Origin of the sequence: Brytella acorum (assembly GCF_029309905.1) — a bacterium.
GTDB classification, from domain to species: domain Bacteria; phylum Pseudomonadota; class Alphaproteobacteria; order Acetobacterales; family Acetobacteraceae; genus Brytella; species Brytella acorum.
On the sequence record NZ_JARBJP010000004.1, the window covers coordinates 116,194 to 132,639 of the forward strand.

18 protein-coding genes and 1 tRNA gene are annotated in these 16,446 nt (G+C 60.3%); 8 read left to right on the forward strand and 11 right to left on the reverse strand.

Annotation, left to right across the window (positions count from 1 at the left end):
• Positions 1-7 precede the first annotated feature (7 nt).
• Positions 8-1,309, reverse strand: a complete 1,302-nt coding sequence (gene mnmE, locus PWM43_RS08850; RefSeq protein ID WP_289842128.1) for a tRNA uridine-5-carboxymethylaminomethyl(34) synthesis GTPase MnmE — start codon at positions 1,307-1,309, stop codon at positions 8-10.
• 20 nt (positions 1,310-1,329) lie between these two features.
• On the opposite strand from mnmE, the gene PWM43_RS08855 reads away from it, so the two are divergent.
• Positions 1,330-1,779: a methylated-DNA--[protein]-cysteine S-methyltransferase gene (locus tag PWM43_RS08855; protein ID WP_289842129.1), complete on the forward strand. Its 450-nt coding sequence runs from the start codon at positions 1,330-1,332 to the stop codon at positions 1,777-1,779.
• A 38-nt stretch (positions 1,780-1,817) separates the two neighbouring features.
• Here the strand turns inward: PWM43_RS08855 and rho are convergent, their stop codons facing one another.
• Together rho and PWM43_RS08865 are read right to left on the reverse strand one after the other, a co-directional pair.
• A complete protein-coding gene (gene rho / locus PWM43_RS08860) occupies positions 1,818-3,107 on the reverse strand; it encodes a transcription termination factor Rho (RefSeq protein ID WP_289842130.1) in 1,290 nt (429 codons plus the stop codon).
• A gap of 253 nt (positions 3,108-3,360) precedes the next feature.
• Entirely contained in the window at positions 3,361-4,344 is a 984-nt protein-coding gene (locus PWM43_RS08865; protein ID WP_289842131.1) for a magnesium transporter CorA family protein, read from the reverse strand.
• Between the two features lie 141 nt (positions 4,345-4,485).
• On the opposite strand from PWM43_RS08865, the gene trpB reads away from it, so the two are divergent.
• Both trpB and trpA read left to right on the forward strand, forming a co-directional pair.
• Entirely contained in the window at positions 4,486-5,721 is a 1,236-nt protein-coding gene (gene trpB / locus PWM43_RS08870; protein WP_289842132.1) for a tryptophan synthase subunit beta, read from the forward strand.
• Entirely contained in the window at positions 5,718-6,530 is an 813-nt protein-coding gene (gene trpA, locus PWM43_RS08875) for a tryptophan synthase subunit alpha (protein WP_289842133.1), read from the forward strand. Before trpB ends, trpA begins: the two co-directional genes overlap by 4 nt.
• 56 nt (positions 6,531-6,586) lie before the next feature.
• On the opposite strand, the gene PWM43_RS08880 is transcribed toward trpA, so the two are convergent.
• Entirely contained in the window at positions 6,587-7,150 is a 564-nt protein-coding gene (locus PWM43_RS08880) for an HdeD family acid-resistance protein (protein WP_289842134.1), read from the reverse strand.
• Between the two features lie 246 nt (positions 7,151-7,396).
• On the opposite strand from PWM43_RS08880, the gene accD reads away from it, so the two are divergent.
• A complete protein-coding gene (gene accD, locus PWM43_RS08885; protein WP_289842135.1) occupies positions 7,397-8,284 on the forward strand; it encodes an acetyl-CoA carboxylase, carboxyltransferase subunit beta in 888 nt (295 codons plus the stop codon).
• Positions 8,285-8,297: 13 nt separating this feature from the next.
• Positions 8,298-9,617: a bifunctional folylpolyglutamate synthase/dihydrofolate synthase gene (locus PWM43_RS08890; protein ID WP_289842136.1), complete on the forward strand. Its 1,320-nt coding sequence runs from the start codon at positions 8,298-8,300 to the stop codon at positions 9,615-9,617.
• 25 nt (positions 9,618-9,642) lie between these two features.
• Here PWM43_RS08890 and PWM43_RS08895 read toward each other — a convergent pair whose 3' ends face one another.
• The 7 genes from PWM43_RS08895 to PWM43_RS08925 form a co-directional block, all read right to left on the reverse strand.
• Positions 9,643-9,855 carry a hypothetical protein gene (locus tag PWM43_RS08895; protein WP_289842137.1) on the reverse strand — a complete coding sequence of 71 codons (213 nt, stop codon included), beginning with the start codon at positions 9,853-9,855 and terminating at the stop codon, positions 9,643-9,645.
• Positions 9,855-10,055: a hypothetical protein gene (locus PWM43_RS08900; protein WP_289842138.1), complete on the reverse strand. Its 201-nt coding sequence runs from the start codon at positions 10,053-10,055 to the stop codon at positions 9,855-9,857. Before PWM43_RS08900 ends, PWM43_RS08895 begins: the two co-directional genes overlap by 1 nt.
• Positions 10,056-10,730: 675 nt before the next feature.
• Complete coding sequence (locus PWM43_RS08905) at positions 10,731-11,180, reverse strand: DUF2501 domain-containing protein (RefSeq protein WP_289842139.1); 450 nt, start codon at positions 11,178-11,180, stop codon at positions 10,731-10,733.
• Between the two features lie 479 nt (positions 11,181-11,659).
• The gene (locus PWM43_RS08910) at positions 11,660-12,211 is read right to left on the reverse strand and encodes a hypothetical protein (protein ID WP_289842140.1); all 552 of its coding nucleotides are present in this window, start codon (positions 12,209-12,211) and stop codon (positions 11,660-11,662) included.
• Positions 12,211-12,588 (reverse strand): hypothetical protein, encoded by a 378-nt coding sequence (locus PWM43_RS08915; RefSeq protein WP_289842141.1) that lies wholly within the window; start codon positions 12,586-12,588, stop codon positions 12,211-12,213. Before PWM43_RS08915 ends, PWM43_RS08910 begins: the two co-directional genes overlap by 1 nt.
• A 481-nt stretch (positions 12,589-13,069) precedes the next feature.
• Positions 13,070-13,145, reverse strand: a tRNA-Ala gene (locus PWM43_RS08920).
• A gap of 102 nt (positions 13,146-13,247) precedes the next feature.
• Positions 13,248-13,853, reverse strand: coding sequence for a Maf family protein (locus PWM43_RS08925; RefSeq protein WP_289842142.1), 606 nt, complete (start codon positions 13,851-13,853; stop codon positions 13,248-13,250).
• Positions 13,854-14,225: 372 nt separating this feature from the next.
• Between PWM43_RS08925 and hemE the strand changes: the two genes are divergently transcribed.
• Genes hemE through hemJ form a run of 3 tightly spaced genes read left to right on the forward strand, consistent with a single transcriptional unit; the run spans position 14,226 to position 16,431 of the window.
• Positions 14,226-15,290 (forward strand): uroporphyrinogen decarboxylase, encoded by a 1,065-nt coding sequence (gene hemE / locus PWM43_RS08930; RefSeq protein WP_289842143.1) that lies wholly within the window; start codon positions 14,226-14,228, stop codon positions 15,288-15,290.
• Positions 15,287-15,982, forward strand: a complete 696-nt coding sequence (locus PWM43_RS08935) for an HAD family hydrolase (protein WP_289842144.1) — start codon at positions 15,287-15,289, stop codon at positions 15,980-15,982. The genes hemE and PWM43_RS08935 overlap by 4 nt, the downstream gene beginning before the upstream one ends.
• Positions 15,979-16,431 carry a protoporphyrinogen oxidase HemJ gene (gene hemJ, locus PWM43_RS08940; RefSeq protein WP_289842145.1) on the forward strand — a complete coding sequence of 151 codons (453 nt, stop codon included), beginning with the start codon at positions 15,979-15,981 and terminating at the stop codon, positions 16,429-16,431. Before PWM43_RS08935 ends, hemJ begins: the two co-directional genes overlap by 4 nt.
• Positions 16,432-16,446: the final 15 nt, after the last annotated feature.

Below are 16,446 nucleotides of genomic sequence, written 5' to 3' on the forward strand. Positions count from 1 at the left end.
ATTCCCGTCATTTCCCGATGCAGAACTGGCTGAATATCACGTCCAGCAGAGATTCGACATCAACTTGCCCCGTCAAACGACCTAAAGCGCGCATGGACAGCCGGAACTCCTCACCGCGCAGTTCCGGCCATACCTGGATGCCCGCGCGCTCAAGATGCGCCAGGGCTTCCTGGATGCCTGCGCGATGCCGCGCCCTTGTTAGCGGCACGCCCTGACTGGCCATGAGCGCGCGGACGCGACGGCGCACTTCGTCCCGAAGCGCATCGAGACCGTCGCCATTTATGGCGCTGATCGCCAATACGCTCTCTTCCACCATCGCGTCCTGATCGATTTTATTGCGTACGAGCAGGGCGTCTGGCGTCAGGGCATTTGGTGGGTCTCCTTCATAAAGCTGCAAAACGATATCGGCCTGTTTCACGTGAAACATCGCCCGGCGGATGCCCTCCGCCTCGATTTCATCCTCAGTCTCACGGAGCCCCGCCGTGTCGACGAGACGAAGCTTGATGCCGTCGAGCACCCAGTCGACAGCAATCACATCGCGGGTCGTGCCGGGCCTGTGTGTGACAATGGCTGCATCATATCCGGACAACGCATTGAGAAGGCTGGATTTCCCCGCGTTGGGTTCGCCCGCGATGACAATCGTGACGCCACGACGGACAAGTTCGCCCCGGTGATCCGCAAGATGCGCCCTCATTTCGGCCTGAAGATCCAGACGTTCGGTTTCCAGCACACCCTCTACGGCGGCCGACAGGGTTTCGTCAGGAAAATCAATAAGGGCTTCGTGCTGCGCGAGCAGTCGGCGCAAACGCTGCGCCCATCCGTCATAAAGGCGACTCAACGCGCCATCCGCCTGATGGAGAGCCTGTCGCCTCTGCGAGGCGCTTTCGGCCTCGATGAGATCCGCGACAGCTTCCGCCTGAAGCAGATCCATGCGCCCTGCCTGCACAGCCCGCCGCGTAAACTCGCCCGGCTCCGCCGGACGCGCGCCCAACGTCGTCAGAGCGAGGGCGACGCCGTCAATCACCGCTGGTCCCGCATGAAGATGGAGTTCAAAACTGTCTTCACCCGTGTAAGCGTTCGGCCCCGGAAACCACAGCACCACCGCCTCGTCGAGAATTTCGTCGCCTGACATCAGACGCCTCAGACTCGCCCGCCGTGGCTGCGGCAGCCTGCCAGCGCACAAGGCCCTGAGAATACGATCACAACCGCCGCCGCTGACGCGCATGACGGCGATGGCGGCACGACCCATTCCGGTCGCGAGCGCAAAAATCGGGGCAGGAAGATCGGAAAACATCGGAAGCTCGGTCATGGGCGTGCTATGCTCCTATCATGCCACAGCTTTCTTTTCATTCTCCAATCGGCCCGCTCACACTCTCGGAAGACGATGAGCATATCGTCGCTCTCGACTGGGGCTGGGGACGCGATCAGGAAGAAACGCCCCTGCTCGTGCGCGCGCGCGACATGGTCGATCGCTATTTTGACGGCGAAAAAGAGACGTTCGATCTACCGTTGGCGCCATTCGGAACGGCTTACCGCAAACGCGTCTGGGACGCTTTACGGCAGGTGCCTTACGGTCAGACGACATCCTATGGCGAACTGGCCGCAAGGGTCGGCGGCTCAGCGCGCTCTGTCGGCGGCGCGATGGCGGCCAATCCCATTCCGATCCTTATCCCCTGTCACCGCATTCTTGGCCGTCACGGATTGGGCGGCTATTCGGGCAGTGGGGGACTGGACGACAAGCGCGCCCTGCTGCGTCTCGAAGGCGTGGAACTCATCTGAGAGCACGCGGCGCTCCACTGGGGAGCGCCGCCGCCGGACTAGTTGTTCATCGCGTCGAAGAAATCCTGATTCGACTTGCTGTATTTCAGCTTGTCGAGAAGGAAATCCATCGCGTCCATCGTGCCCATCGGCGCCAGAATACGACGCAGGACCCACATCTTCGAAAGCGTGGCGCGATCGACCAGCAGTTCTTCCTTGCGTGTCCCCGACTTCGTGATGTCGATGGCCGGGAAGGTGCGCTTGTCGGAGAGCTTCCGATCGAGAATGAGCTCGGAGTTACCGGTGCCCTTGAACTCTTCGAAGATGACCTCATCCATGCGCGAACCGGTATCGATCAGGGCCGTCGCAATGATCGTCAGCGAACCGCCTTCCTCGATGTTGCGCGCCGCGCCGAAGAAGCGCTTGGGACGCTGCAGCGCGTTTGCATCGACACCACCCGTCAACACCTTGCCCGACGACGGCACGACCGTGTTGTACGCACGTGCCAGGCGCGTGATGGAATCAAGCAGGATGACGACGTCGCGCTTGTGTTCGACCAGACGCTTGGCCTTCTCGAGCACCATTTCCGTGACCTGCACATGGCGGGTCGCAGGCTCATCGAAGGTCGAGGCGACAACTTCGCCGCGAACCGAACGCGCCATGTCCGTCACTTCTTCCGGCCGCTCGTCGATCAGGAGAACGATCAGGAAAACTTCCGGATGATTGGCTGAAATCGATGCGGCGATGCTCTGGAGCATGACCGTCTTGCCGGTCCGCGGCGGCGCGACGATCAGGGCGCGCTGGCCCATGCCGATCGGTGCCACGAGATCGATGACGCGCGCCGTATAGTCACGCTGGTCTTTCTTGCCCTTGGCCGGGGCTTCGACAGGCCCCGTCGGCTCGACTTCCATCTTCAGACGACGATCGGGGTAGAGCGGCGTCAGATTGTCGAAGTTGATCCGCTGCCGGACGGCTTCGGGCGCCTCGAAGTTGATCGTGTTGACCTTGAGCAGCGAGAAATAACGCTCCCCATCGCGTGGCGCGCGAATCTGTCCTTCGACCGTGTCGCCCGGACGCAGCGCATAACGACGAACCTGCGTGGGCGAGATGTAGATATCGTCGGGGCCCGGAAGGTAATTGGCTTCAGGCGAACGCAGAAAGCCGAAGCCGTCCGGCAGGATTTCCAGCGTGCCTTCGCCGTAAATCGCCTGGTCATTTTCAGCGAGTGTTTTGAGAATGGCGAACATGATGTCCTGCTTGCGCATGGACGACGCATTCTCGATATCGAGACTTTCGGCGTAAGCCAGAAGATCTGCGGGCGATTTAGCCTTGAGTTCGGCGAGATGCATGAAAAGTGCCTTGGAAATGGGCTGGTCGCGGATGCTGAGTCACACCTGCTGGCGGGCGTCAGAGTCGTAACGACGTCACGATGAGGTGGTCGCTCGACGGGCCTAATCCTGTAACCGCCTGAGCGATCAGCGCATGAAAAATAGGAAGAATCAATTCGGCAGGACGCCGACTGGTTACCGCGGGTGCCTACGCCTGTTTCCGACCCGCGTCAAGTCTGCCGTCATCTGACCTGGGGTGGCTTCACGGAACCGTTCAGCGGGCGCCGAACCACCCTCTGCGCCAGAAGATCACAAGCGGGACCAGGATCGAAAGCATCATGAGACCGAGGCAGTAATAGTAGCCGTAATGCCAGTCCAACTCGGGCATGGTCTTGAAATTCATGCCATAGACACCTGCGATCAATGTGGGCGTGATCCCCACGAAACTGACCACGGTCAGCAGTTTCATACCGTCATTCTGCTCGATACTGATAAATCCCAAAGTGGCGTCAAGAAGAAACTGGATCTTGTTCCAGGTCTGGGCGGAGGCATCGTTCAGAGAAAGAACGTCCCGTGCCACAATCTTCATGCGCGCGCTGAGGGGGGCGGGCATCATGTATTCGGTATTATCGCCCAGAAAGTGACCGGTCCGGTCCAACGCCAGAAGGCTGTCGCGAATATAGGATGTCAGATCACCGCTATGGCCGAGCCTCCGCAGGGTTTCCCGCAGCATTTCCGCCGTGCGCGCCCGCTTGCGCGGCTGATCGGCGGCGAAGACCTTGCGTGAAATCACATCCAGATCCCGGCCCAGAGCCTCGATCACATCCGCGATCCTGTTGACGATTGCTTCGAGCAGGATCATCAGGATTTCGGGAGCGGACGGCCTTGGTTCATCCTTCTTCCACTCGGCGATATCGCGCCCTACGATATCGAACGCGTTATAATCGGCATATCGGATCGTAATGATCTTGTCCGGCGCCAGGACGATACCGATCGGAAGCGCGGTGACATCTTCCAGATCATTTCGATCGACCATAGGCATGGAGAGATAGACGATGTCTCCGCGTTTGTAATGACGCGATGAACTTTCGATCTCATCTAGCTGATCACGGGTCGGAATTTTCATTCCGGCGATGCGGTTCGCTCGCTCCAGTTGATCGCTGTTCGGTTCTATGAGGTCGAGCCATACGACACCCTGGGCGTCCGTCGGGTCGATGACTTCGTGCGCCGGCTCTCCGAACGGGCGGGCTAGAAACATACGTGATCCCCTGCAAGCCCCTTGTCTTTCCCGCGATCTGATCTTTGAAGCAACCCCCAACGCGGAAGAATGGACGGGCAAGCCTTCCCTCTGGTATCGCTGTGGCCCGAAATGACGGGACAGACAGGGAACGGCCCGACCATGAACACGCTCAACGAAACGACAACGCCATCGCCGAACAGTCTGCGTTCAGGACCGGACTGGCGCGGCCGCTTTGGCATTTTCGGGGGGCGCTTCGTTGCCGAAACCCTGATGCCGCTCGTGCAGGATCTTGAAGCCGCTTATGAGAAAGCCAAGGCCGATCCCGCGTTTCACGTGAAACTGAACTACTATCTGAAAGACTATGTCGGCCGTCCGAGCCCGCTCTGGTTCGCCGAGCGCCTGACGCGCGAGCTCGGTGGCGCGAAAATCTATCTCAAACGCGAAGAACTCAACCATACGGGTTCGCACAAGCTGAACAACGTGATGGGCCAGATCCTGCTGGCCGAGCGCATGGGCAAGACGCGCATTGTCGCGGAAACGGGGGCGGGGCAGCATGGCGTCGCCACAGCCACGGTCTGCGCCCTGTTCGGCATGAAATGCGTCATCTACATGGGTGCTACGGACGTCGAACGGCAAAAACCCAATGTGTTCCGCATGCATCTGCTCGGCGCGGAGGTCGTTCCGGTCACCGCAGGCGCCGGAACGCTCAAGGACGCGATGAACGAGGCGATGCGCGACTGGGTCGCCAACGTCGAGGATACGTATTTCCTCGTCGGCACGGTCGCGGGACCGCATCCGTACCCGCGGATGGTGCGTGATTTCCAGTCCGTCATCGGCGACGAAACACGCGAACAGATCATCGAGGCCGAAGGCCGTCTGCCGGACTGCATCGTCGCGGCCATCGGCGGCGGCTCGAACGCCATGGGCATTTTCCATCCGTTTCTCGACGAGCCCTCCGTGCGGCTGATCGGCGTCGAGGCGGCCGGCCACGGCTTGGATAGCGGCAAGACCGCCGCGTCAATCTCACGCGGCCGTCCTGGCGTTCTGCATGGCAACCGCACCTATCTCCTTCAGGACAAGGACGGGCAGATCGACGAGGCGCATTCGATCAGCGCCGGACTGGATTATCCCGGTATCGGGCCTGAACATTCCTGGCTACATGAGATCGGGCGTGCCGAATATGTCGGCGTTACCGATCAGGAGGCGCTCGACGCCTTTCAGCTTCTGACGCGGAGCGAAGGCATCATTCCGGCTCTCGAATGCGCGCATGGCCTGGGCTACGTCATGAAGCTCGCGCCGACGCTGGATCGGGACAAGATCATCGTCCTCAACGTCTCGGGACGGGGAGACAAAGACATCTTCACGGTCGCCAAGCATCTGGGAGTTTCGCTTTGAGCCGTATCAAGGCGCGCTTCGACGCGCTCAAGGCGGAAGGGCGCGGCGCCCTCATCCCCTATCTTCAGGCCTTCGATCCGGATCTGGAAACATCCTACGCCATCCTGAGCGGCATGCCGGGAGCGGGGGCCGATCTGATCGAGATCGGCGTGCCGTTCTCCGACCCCTCCGCTGATGGCCCGACCATCCAGCAGGCCGCGCTGCGCGGCCTCGGAGTCGGCGCCACGCTGACGCGCGTTCTGGATATGGTGCGGCGTTTCCGCAAGGACGATGACATCACGCCGATCATTCTGATGGGGTATCTCAACCCGATCGACAGCTATGGTCCGAAGCGCTTCTGCGTGGATGCGGCTCAGGCGGGTGTGGATGGTCTGATCATCGTCGACCTGCCGCCGGAAGAAGCGGATCTCCTCGCGGATGACGCCAGCGCCAATGGTCTCGACGTCATCCGGCTCGTGGCGCCGAACACCCCGGACGCACGCCTGCGAGCGATCCTGCCGGACGCCAGAGGCTTCATCTATTACGTGAGCATCACGGGCGTGACCGGCACCCGTTCGGCCAGTGAGACGCAACTCTCGGCGGCCCTGCCGCGCATCCGCGCGATCAGTGATCTTCCGGTTGCGATCGGGTTCGGCGTCCGCACGCCCGAACAGGCTGCGATCGCCGCCAGGACAGGCGATGCCGCCGTAGTGGCCAGTGCGCTCATCCATACGCTTGCAACCACGCTGAAGGGCGGCAAGGCGACGGCGGATACGGTTCCCGCCGTGCTCGATCAGGTCCGCGAACTCTCAGCCGCCATCCGCGAATAGGTCAAGCGCCTGTCGTCCGTCACGGCAGGCGTTTCTCCTTCTGTTACCGGGTTCTGTTACAGGGCGCGGCTTGCGGCTGTGCCGATACCGACCATGGCTGCCCCGGCGAAGATCAGTTCGATGCCGATCAACGTACCGAGCAGCCACAGGCCCGACCACGGCAATGTCATGAAAATCAGGGCGCCGACGAGAAGCGTGATGATCGCGCTCAGGAGCATGCCCCACCAGTTGCTCAGGTAACGATGGCCGCTCGCCCACGCCGCGCGGGCGATTCCTGAAAAAATCAGGCATCCGGCGAGAAAGGCCGTGACAAACACCGAACCGGTCACGGGCTCCTCGATGACCAGCAGACCACCGAGCACATAGAGAACCCCCGCCAGCGCCATGAACCACTTGTTGGACGACGACACCTGATTCTGCGCGAAAGCCTGCGCGAGTTGCGCCACCCCGCCAAAAACCATAAGCACGCCGATCAGGACCACGCTGGCCAGCGTGGTAAACACCGCATCGATCCAGGCAAGGACGCCAAGAACGATCAGCAGGCAGCCGATGGCGATGAGCCAGCCCGGTTTGAGGGTCCGTAACGGTCCTGGCGGCTGAAAAGAATTGAATTCGGACATCTTGCGTGTCTCCCCATGTTTCGCGCCCAAGCGCCCACTCTATCATGGTATAGTACGTTCAGCGCCCGCCTGTCCGATGAATCTGCGGTTCTCGTCAGCGTCGGCTGGACGAAGCGTCGAAACCATCCGTCGTCAACACACTGGCGCAAAGCTGCGTCAAACGCTAAAAGCGTCGCCCTACATTTACGAAAATAGACTTACGGACGTGGGAGGCCGCCCCTTCCCTTCGCGACGGAGAATGATGTCATGAGCTGGCTGACCGAATATGTCCGCCCCAAGATCCGGGGTTTCCTGAAGCGTGAAGTTCCCGACAACCTGTGGACCAGTTGCGAATCCTGTTCCCAGATGATTCTCGTCCGCGATCTGGAACGTGCCCACAAAGTCTGCCCGCATTGCGGGTATCATATGCGGCCGACGGCTATGGAACGTCTGGCATGGACGTTCGACAATGGCGAGTTCACACGCATCGAACTGCCAAAGGTCCCAACCGATCCGCTGAATTTCCGGGATAGCAAGAAATACTCGGATCGCCTCAAGGACCAGCGCAATCGGTCCCATCTCGATGAGTCGATGGTGGTGGCTCACGGCGAAATCGGTGGTCACGCGGCTGTCGTCGCCGTTATGGCCTTCGAGTTCATGGCGGGCTCGATGGGGACTGCCCTCGGCGAAGCGTTCATCGCGGCCTGCCGTCTGGCGATCCTGCAAAAAGCCCCGCTGATCGTTTTCACGTCTTCGGGCGGCGCACGCATGCAGGAAGGCATGCTGTCGCTGATGCAGATGCCGCGCACGACCATCGGCGTGGAAATGCTCAACGATGCCCAAATTCCCTATATCGTCGTTCTGACGAACCCGACGACGGGCGGTGTTTCGGCTTCTTTCGCCATGCTGGGCGACATCCAGATCGCGGAACCACAGGCGCTGATCGCGTTCGCAGGCCCGCGCGTCATCCAGGATACGGTGCGCGAGAAACTGCCGGAAGGCTTCCAGCGCGCCGAATATCTGCTGGAACACGGCATGATCGACCGCGTCGTCAAGCGCGGCGACCTGCCTCGGGAACTGGCGCTCGTCATCGGGCTTCTGACGGCTGGACGCGCGATGTCGTCCATTCCGACACCCGGCACCGAAGCGGCCTGAAGGCCCCGGACGCGTGACCGTAACGGGAGCCCCAGTCAGACTGAGCGACGAATATCAGGGTCGGGCGGGAGAGATTCTGGCCCGCCTTCAGGCGCTTTATCCCAAGCTGATCGACCTCTCGCTCGATCGGCTGCGAGCCCTCCTTGCCCGGCTTGGGCATCCTGAACGGCAGCTACCGCCCGTCATCCATGTGGCCGGGACGAACGGCAAGGGCAGCACCTGCGCCAATCTCCGCGCCATCGCCGAAGCGGCTGGCTGGCGCGCCCATGTGATGACGAGCCCCCATCTCGTCAGCGTCGTCGAGCGCTTTCGTGTGGCGGGTACACTGGTCTCCGAAGATGCGCTCATCGACGTTCTCGAAGAAATCGAACGGGTCAATGACGGCGCGCCCATTACGGTTTTCGAGGTTCTGACGGCGGCGGGCTTTCTGCTCTTCGCCCGGACACCGGCCGATCTCGCCATCATCGAGGTGGGTCTGGGTGGGCGTCTCGACGCCACGAACGTCATCCCTCACCCGGCGGCATGTATCATCACGCCCATCAGCCGCGATCATGAAGCCTTCCTGGGCGATACGCTGGAAGCCATCGCGTACGAGAAGGCGGGCATCATCAAGCAGGGCATTCCCGTGATCTGCGCGTCGCAACCGCCAGAAGTTCTGGCGGTCGTGGAAAAACAGGCGCGCGGGCTTCAGGCGCCCCTCTGGCGCCTCGGCCACGAGGTCGGGGTTCAGGATTCTGCGGAAGGATTGCGTTATCGCGATCCTCTCGGCCCTCTCGATCTCCCCAGACCCGGCCTGCTGGGGGTCCATCAGGTCGAGAACGCGACTCTGGCCGTCGCCGGGCTACGGGCGAGTGGCCTGCCCCTCTCGGAAACGGCGTGGGCGGGCATTGCCCGGACAAGCTGGCCCGCGCGTCTCCAACGCCTGACCGGAAATCTCAGCCGTCAACTTCCGCCGGACTGGGAACTCTGGCTCGACGGTGGCCATAACCCGGGCGCCGGGATTGCGTTGGCGGCGACGCTCTCTCAATGGAAAGACAGACCGCTTCATCTGATCGTCGGCATGAAGCAGAGCAAGGACGCTCGTGGTTTCATAAACCCACTTCTATCGCTGGCCGAGACGACTCAAGCAGTCAGCGAGCCGGGACAGCATCTGGCGCTCAACGTGGACGAAATCATCCAGGCTTCGGGCGGCCGGGCTGTCGCGGGGCCCACGATCCTCGCGGCCCTGACGAGACTGCGCGCGCAGGGCGGACCCGCTGCCCGCGTGGTTCTATGCGGCAGCCTCTATCTCGCGGGCGTGGCTCTCGCGCAGGACGGCACCCACCCGGTCTGACTCCTTCGTCGGACCGTGCGGGATATCAGGAAACGGCCGCCACGCCACGTATGATCGCCCAGATCGTCCAGACCCACCATGCCGCGATCATGGCCCAGGGCACGACGAGAAGAACGCTGCCCGCGCCGAAAGTTATGGCTGCGATGCCAGCCACGAATGTATGCGCGACCGCGACTGCGATGGTCACCAGAACCCCGACCCAGAAGATCTTGATCTGCCAGTCGAATGTCTCGCGCATCAGAGGCCCGTGACGATAGCGGTGATATAGGCGAGGACCACGCCAATCGGGGCCGTGATGGCTGTGAAGAACGCCAGAACGTAGAGCACGTAAACCGTCATGGCCCAGAAGCGACCGCCGGTTCGGCTTTCCACAGGGTAAAAACGCCGCCGAGAGAAGGCATCGTAGTCAGACTGATATCCATAATGATAACGCGTCACGGACTTGTCCTTTCAGAACAATTCATTCTGATTTTTTAAGAGCAAAATTCATGCCAAATTACCTTGACGGCCCGATTATCCTTTTTTCGCTTCCATAATGGTGGTTTGCGCCAAAACAGCTTCGAAATGCACTTTTTTTGCCATTCCAGATGTCCGTGACTTCTCGTTCTCGCTTATCTTTTCATGAAAAGCGGTGTCTACGGCATTCAGCGTATCAATGAAAAAGCGAGAGTGGTTCGATCACTGACGAACCACGTGGACAGAGCCTGAACGCTCAATGTCCAGTGAGAAAAATTCTGGTGTCTTTCGCCGCGTCCGATCCCCAGGCGCCGATTTTTTGACCGGTCTTCTTCCCCCACTTGCCAATGTTCCGACCAGTATCCGCGCCCCAGCGACCAACCGTGTTTCCGGTTTTATGGCCCCATTCGCCCGTGACATGAACCGCGTTTTCCGTACCGTTCTTTACGGTGTTCCAACTCTTCCGGGCTGTCTTGCAGGAAGAAGACGCACAGGGGCGTGTATCGTGAGCGCTACCTGACGTTACAGACAAGGTCACGGCGAACGCCATCAGCAATGATAAAGCCTTCTTCATGGAAATATTTCCAATGGCGCCGATCCCGTCTCGAAGGCAACACGATACGCGCCATCGGGATGAGACCGACCTCCGTCAAAAGATCAGATCAGATTTTTGGCGCGATCCAGGACCATGTTGCAAACCTTTTTCTTGATGCCGCTCGTCAGGCTCGAGAGGGAAAAAGGATTGTCTCCACCTGTAAGAAGTTGGCCTTGCTGGCCGGCCGTATAATCACTTGAGGACGTGACATCCTGCTTGCCGGTCAGGCTGCCGAGAGCGGACGTCGCGCCGCTGCCATTCAGATAGTTGTTCTGGACGCAGTAGCTCAAAACCCCGGCGACATTACCCATGCTGGCTGAGGAAACGTTCGGCAACATGCTCCCCATCGCGCCACTGGCCATATTTCCCATGCCACCCGTCATGCCACTCATCGCACTGCCCGCGCTATCGACCCCGGGCAATGATTGCGCCTGTGCGCCGGAGACCGTGAGACCGGAAACCGTAAGAACCGCCACCGTGAGGCAGACAGCAAAACCGTTCGAATTACGCATCGTTTTATCCCTTCTGAGAAGCGTCGAGGGCAGCGCCTGTCCAGCTTCAGAATGCACCCGCTGCCACGATCAGGTTAACGCACCTCGCGAGAACACGCACCTTTACGACGACAGGAAAACTTACGGATATACAGAAGAGTCGCGCCAAAACCTGCGCTCTTCAAGGATTTTCACGATTTCCGAGGAGAGTTGGCGGAGCCAATCTCCACCTAACTTATGTCTCCGGTCGTCCCTCAGCATCCTTTTAATGCACTGTTTTCTATATTCTTAATTCTTATACCGTCTCTAACCGTCTCGGCGCGGCATCCTGGTATTCGGTGGCTGAACTGGCTGCATTGGCGTTGCCTGGGCTGTCTGCAACAAAGCCGGGTCTTCAGACCCGAGCGGCGTCGGAAGGCTGGCATGCGGAGGATGAGAAGGGGATGACTGTCAGGGCGCGGGATTTTCGGTAGCGAGCGCTCCAGCATCTGACCCGTTCATCAGTGCGCTTTATGCGGGCGGAAATGCCCGGTCGCTTTCCGATGTGTTGTCTTTAGCGGCGGGACCGGCACGACCTCATAGAACGAGTTACCCTGATAATTGCCGATTAGTCGAAAGTTTCTGCCCGGCGCTCCACGCCCGGTCGTGCGCCAGGCGGCGACAGTGGTGGAAGCAGCTCCGCTGGTGGGTGCGGACACCACCTCTATTGCGTCCCTGATGAAGGTCGCGACGGCTGGATACCTGGCCGACTCTGACACCAGCTTTGCAAGCTTGCCAGCCAAGAGCCCCGGAAGTGTCGGATAGTCCCTGAAGCCTGCGAACTGATTGCCCAGCCGGACGATGTCCTGCTCGCTGGTTGCACCGGCTGCCATGTAACGGGCTGGTGTACGCAAACGGTTCTCCACGACCTGACGCATGAGGCGCATCGCCTTCAGCGACTCATCGCGATTGTAGCTGCTTTCCAACGGACCGATCGTTTCCAGAAGCAGCAACCGTACAAGTGCACCCGCATCCGTGTTCTCGGGGGGAAGTGGATCGCTCGCTGTGGCCATTACTTCCTGCCTTCCGGTCCCTCGACCTTCACCGTCACGCCATATCGGCGACAGGCTCTCTCGGTATCGGTGAGCCATTTGCGCGTCACGAGGTAGGTGCTTGTTCCAACCTCCGCGTCCGATGCCACGACATCCTTGGCGGTATCGATCACGTTAGTTTCATCGGCCAGAGACTTCGGATCGTCAACCGTGCTGGGATGCCACGTGATCACCTGCTTCTGAGCGGGCCAGATGACAATGCCTTGCGTCACAGCACTCTGGCGGTCCGCCTGGCCGACGAGACACACGGACTGCTTTCCACCCTTTCCGCGCCTGAGGACGAGTTCCTGAACCTGACCCCTCCAACCGTGAAACACGGCATCGGAATCAGGGGACACCCATCTGACCTGAGCATGCGCAGCCATGGGTGCGGTGAGAACGACAAGGAGAGTGCTCGACCACAGAAATCTCATCACTCGAATCCCCGGTTGCGGCACTATCATAATCGGCCAAATATTCTGCGACGGCAATACAACATGGAGGGATCGAAGAACCGTTGATTGGTTCCCCTTTTGCCTGATTTCAGGTTTTTGGCGTGTTGATTGCTGGTTCCTGGACCTGATTTTCGCTCTGCGTTTTGAGGAGAGAGAGGGTTTCATGCTCAGGATGTCTACGCGGCGGCGTCAATCCACTGCAGGAGGAGAAAGCGGCGCATGTTGTAGACGATATTGGCCAACCAACAGGCTTCGAAACGGAAAGCATGTCTCTGGGTATCCCAGAACGTGCCCAGAAAGCCCATGCGCTATCATGGGTTTCATCGTGGGTACAAAACTACGCCATTTAAAAAATAGCTGTTTTCTGCGATTTTTTTAGTGGAAGTGGTGGAGCCAATCGGAATCGAACCGACGACCTCTTGAATGCCATTCAAGCGCTCTCCCAACTGAGCTATGGCCCCGCCAGATCAGACCGGTTTCCTTGGGGAGAAACCGGTGCGCGCGGTATAGCGAGGCTATTTCTTCATGGCAAGCGACAAAGCGCACTATTTTCAAATGTCATTTCAGCTTTCCAGAACACCGTATTGCCTCAGAGCCTCGAGCACAGCGATGCGGGGCAGACCGAGGACAGCATCAAAAGCGCCGTCAATGGCATCCATGAGCTGGATACCCCGTCCTTCCACGCGATAGCAGCCGACGCAGGAGAGGATCGCCTCGCCTTCCTCTTCCAGATAGCGCTCCAGGAACGCATCCGAGAAGCGTCTGACACTCACGCGTGGCGTTTCGACATGCGACCAGAGTTCCGCGCCGTCCCTATATAGAGTGACGGCCGTATGGAGAGCATGGGTCCGTCCGCGGAGGATCGTCAGATGGTGCCGGGCCTGCTCGATATTGGCGGGTTTGGCAAAAATCTGCCCGTCGAGTTCCAGAATCTGATCGGCCGCCAGGACATAAGCGCCATCGGGCATGGAACGGAGGTCGAAAAGCAGACGCGCCTTTGCCCGCGCCAGTTCCAGAGCAAGGCCGCGCGCATTCATTCCCTGCGTGTCCAGGGTTTCTCGCAACGCATCTTCGTCCAGGGGTACAGGGAGAGCGTCAATGGCAAGCCCGGCTTCTTCCAGAAGACGTCTGCGGATTGCCGATCCGCTCGCCAGCACCAGCTTCGACATCCGTTCCCGCCCAACTCCGACGGTTGTTTCCCTTCTGTCCAAACCGAGTCCCTCCTTTTGACCTGACCGTAAAACCTGTCGACGAGTACCGTCAGTACTGGGGTACATGGGGACAGTACAGACCTTAGGCCACGAGCCTGTCTAGTACCGGGGATGGTACTTCCGGCGGGCGGTACGGTGGGTTGTACACAGGTCGTCTGGGGAGTTTTCGGGATAAGACTCCACAAGCGGCGGAAAACGGCGAGTCGAAGGTTGTACACAGTGTGGGAAAGTCGGGGTACGTTTTCGGAAAGACGGGTACCCCATCTTCCACAGGCATCAACCAATCCGACAGGATTTCTTTATTTTATCTTTCGTGGTTAGTGAGCAGCCATGGTTCGTGATCCTTCTTTCCCGGTGGCTCGCAATGTCGCCGCCAAACCGCTGCTGCGTGTCCTTCATGGCGAAGCCGTATGGCCACCTCCGATCTGGCTGATGCGACAGGCCGGTCGCTATCTTCCCGAATTTCGGGCCATGCGGGCTCAGGCGGATTTCCTGACGCGCTGCATGACGCCCGATATCGCGACGGAACTGACGTTGCAGCCCATTCGACGCTACGGCATGGATGGGGCCATCCTGTTTTCGGACATTCTGATCCTCCCCTGGGCGCTCGGTCAGAAACTCGAATTCATTGAAGGACGCGGGCCTGTTCTCGATCCGATCCGCACCCGTGCGGATCTGGACCGGCTCGATCGGAGCCGCGTCGAAGAGGTGACGGCGCCGGTGCGTGAAACGCTGCGGCGTCTGACCACGGAATTGCCGTCTCACACGACTCTGCTCGGTTTTGCGGGAAGCCCGTTTACCGTGGCCTGTTACATGGTCGAGGGCGGCGGTTCGCGGGACTTCGCCGCGACACGCACCATGGCTTTGACGGAAACGGCCCTTTTCGAGCGCCTGATCGATCTGTTGACCGAACAGACCGCAACGATGCTCGTGGGGCAGATCGATGCCGGCGCCGAAGCCGTCGTGCTGTTCGACAGCTGGGCGGGTCTCCTGCCGCCGTCACAGTTCCGCCGCTGGGTGATCAAGCCGACCCGCCGGATCGTGGATCATATCCACGCGGCGCGGCCTCATGCGAAGATCATCGGCTTCCCCCGTCTCGCGGGCGTGATGACGGCGGAATATGCAAGCCGGACGGGCTGCGATGCCCTGGCCTGCGACACGGGCGCGGATCTTGCGGTCGTGGCCGCCAGCACGGCTTCGACTTTGCCGCTACAGGGCAATCTCGACCCGGTCATTCTTCTCGCGGGCGGTGAAACACTTGTCTCGGAAGCCCGCGCCATTCGTGACAGCATGCGAGGACGGCCCCACATCTTCAATCTGGGGCATGGCGTGATGCAGGAGACGCCGCCCGAACACGTGGCCGCTCTTGTCAAGGCTGTGCGCACTCTGACATGACAGACGCTCTCGACCCGGGATGTCGCCCGAAGCTGGTCATTTTCGACTGTGACGGCGTTCTGATTGACAGTGAGGGACCGTGCATCCGCGAGATCGCAGCCCAGGTCCGTCAGGCCGGGATTGCGATTTCGGATGACGAAGCTCTCTCGATGTTTCCCGGCATGGCCCTTGGCGACGTCCAGAAGCAACTGGAGGCTCGTGGGGGCCTGTCGCTGGGAAGCGACTGGGTCGCGCGGATGCAGGCGCGCTTTGTGACGCTTATGGGCGAGCAGGCGGAGCCGATCGAAGGCGCGGGGCGGGTTCTGGCGTCTCTGGCCGAGGCGGGGCTGCCCTTTCGTGTGGGCTCCAACTCGTCGATCGTGGAAATGGATGCGAAATTCGGGCGTGTCGGGTTTGATCGGTATATCCCTCGCGAGCGCGTCCATTCCGCCAGGGAGCTGGGGCGTCCGAAGCCCGATCCTCATGTCTATCTGCATGCCGCCGCACAGGAGGGCGTGAAGCCGGAAGACTGCGTGGTGATCGAGGATTCCGATCCCGGCGTTCAGGCCGCGCATGATGCGGGAATGGCCTGCATTCTCCTGCGTGAAAGCGGGCCGATGCCGCCGCGACAATGGCCCGGCCTGATCCGGGTCCGTCATCTGGATGAGGTCTTACCGCTGCTCGTCGGGACACGGAGGTCGTCGAACGCATGATCGTTTTTCTGCCCTGGCTTCGCTGGTTGCTTGCCTTCCATGTCATGGCGTTCGTCGCCTGGATGGCGGGCACGTTCTATCTGCCCCGGCTTTACGTCTATCATTGCCAGACGATGGTCGGCTCGGCGGAGAGCGAGCGGTTCAAAGGCATGGAACGCCGCCTGCTACGTCAGATCATGACGCCCGCGGCGATTGCGACGCTCGTTTTCGGCGCCATCATGGCAGCCATTCCCGGTGTGATCGACTGGTCCGCGCCCTGGTGGTGGCTCAAGCTCGCCGGTGTGGCCGGGCTGTTCGCATTTCATGGGGCGTGCGCGCGCTGGCGGCGTGACTTCGAGGAAGATCGCCGGCCTCATCCCGAACGCTATTACAGGATCGCCAACGAGGTCCCCACGCTGCTCATGGCGCTGATCGTGATCATGATCATCATCAGACCGTGGGGGGGATGAGCCTTCTTCTTCCGC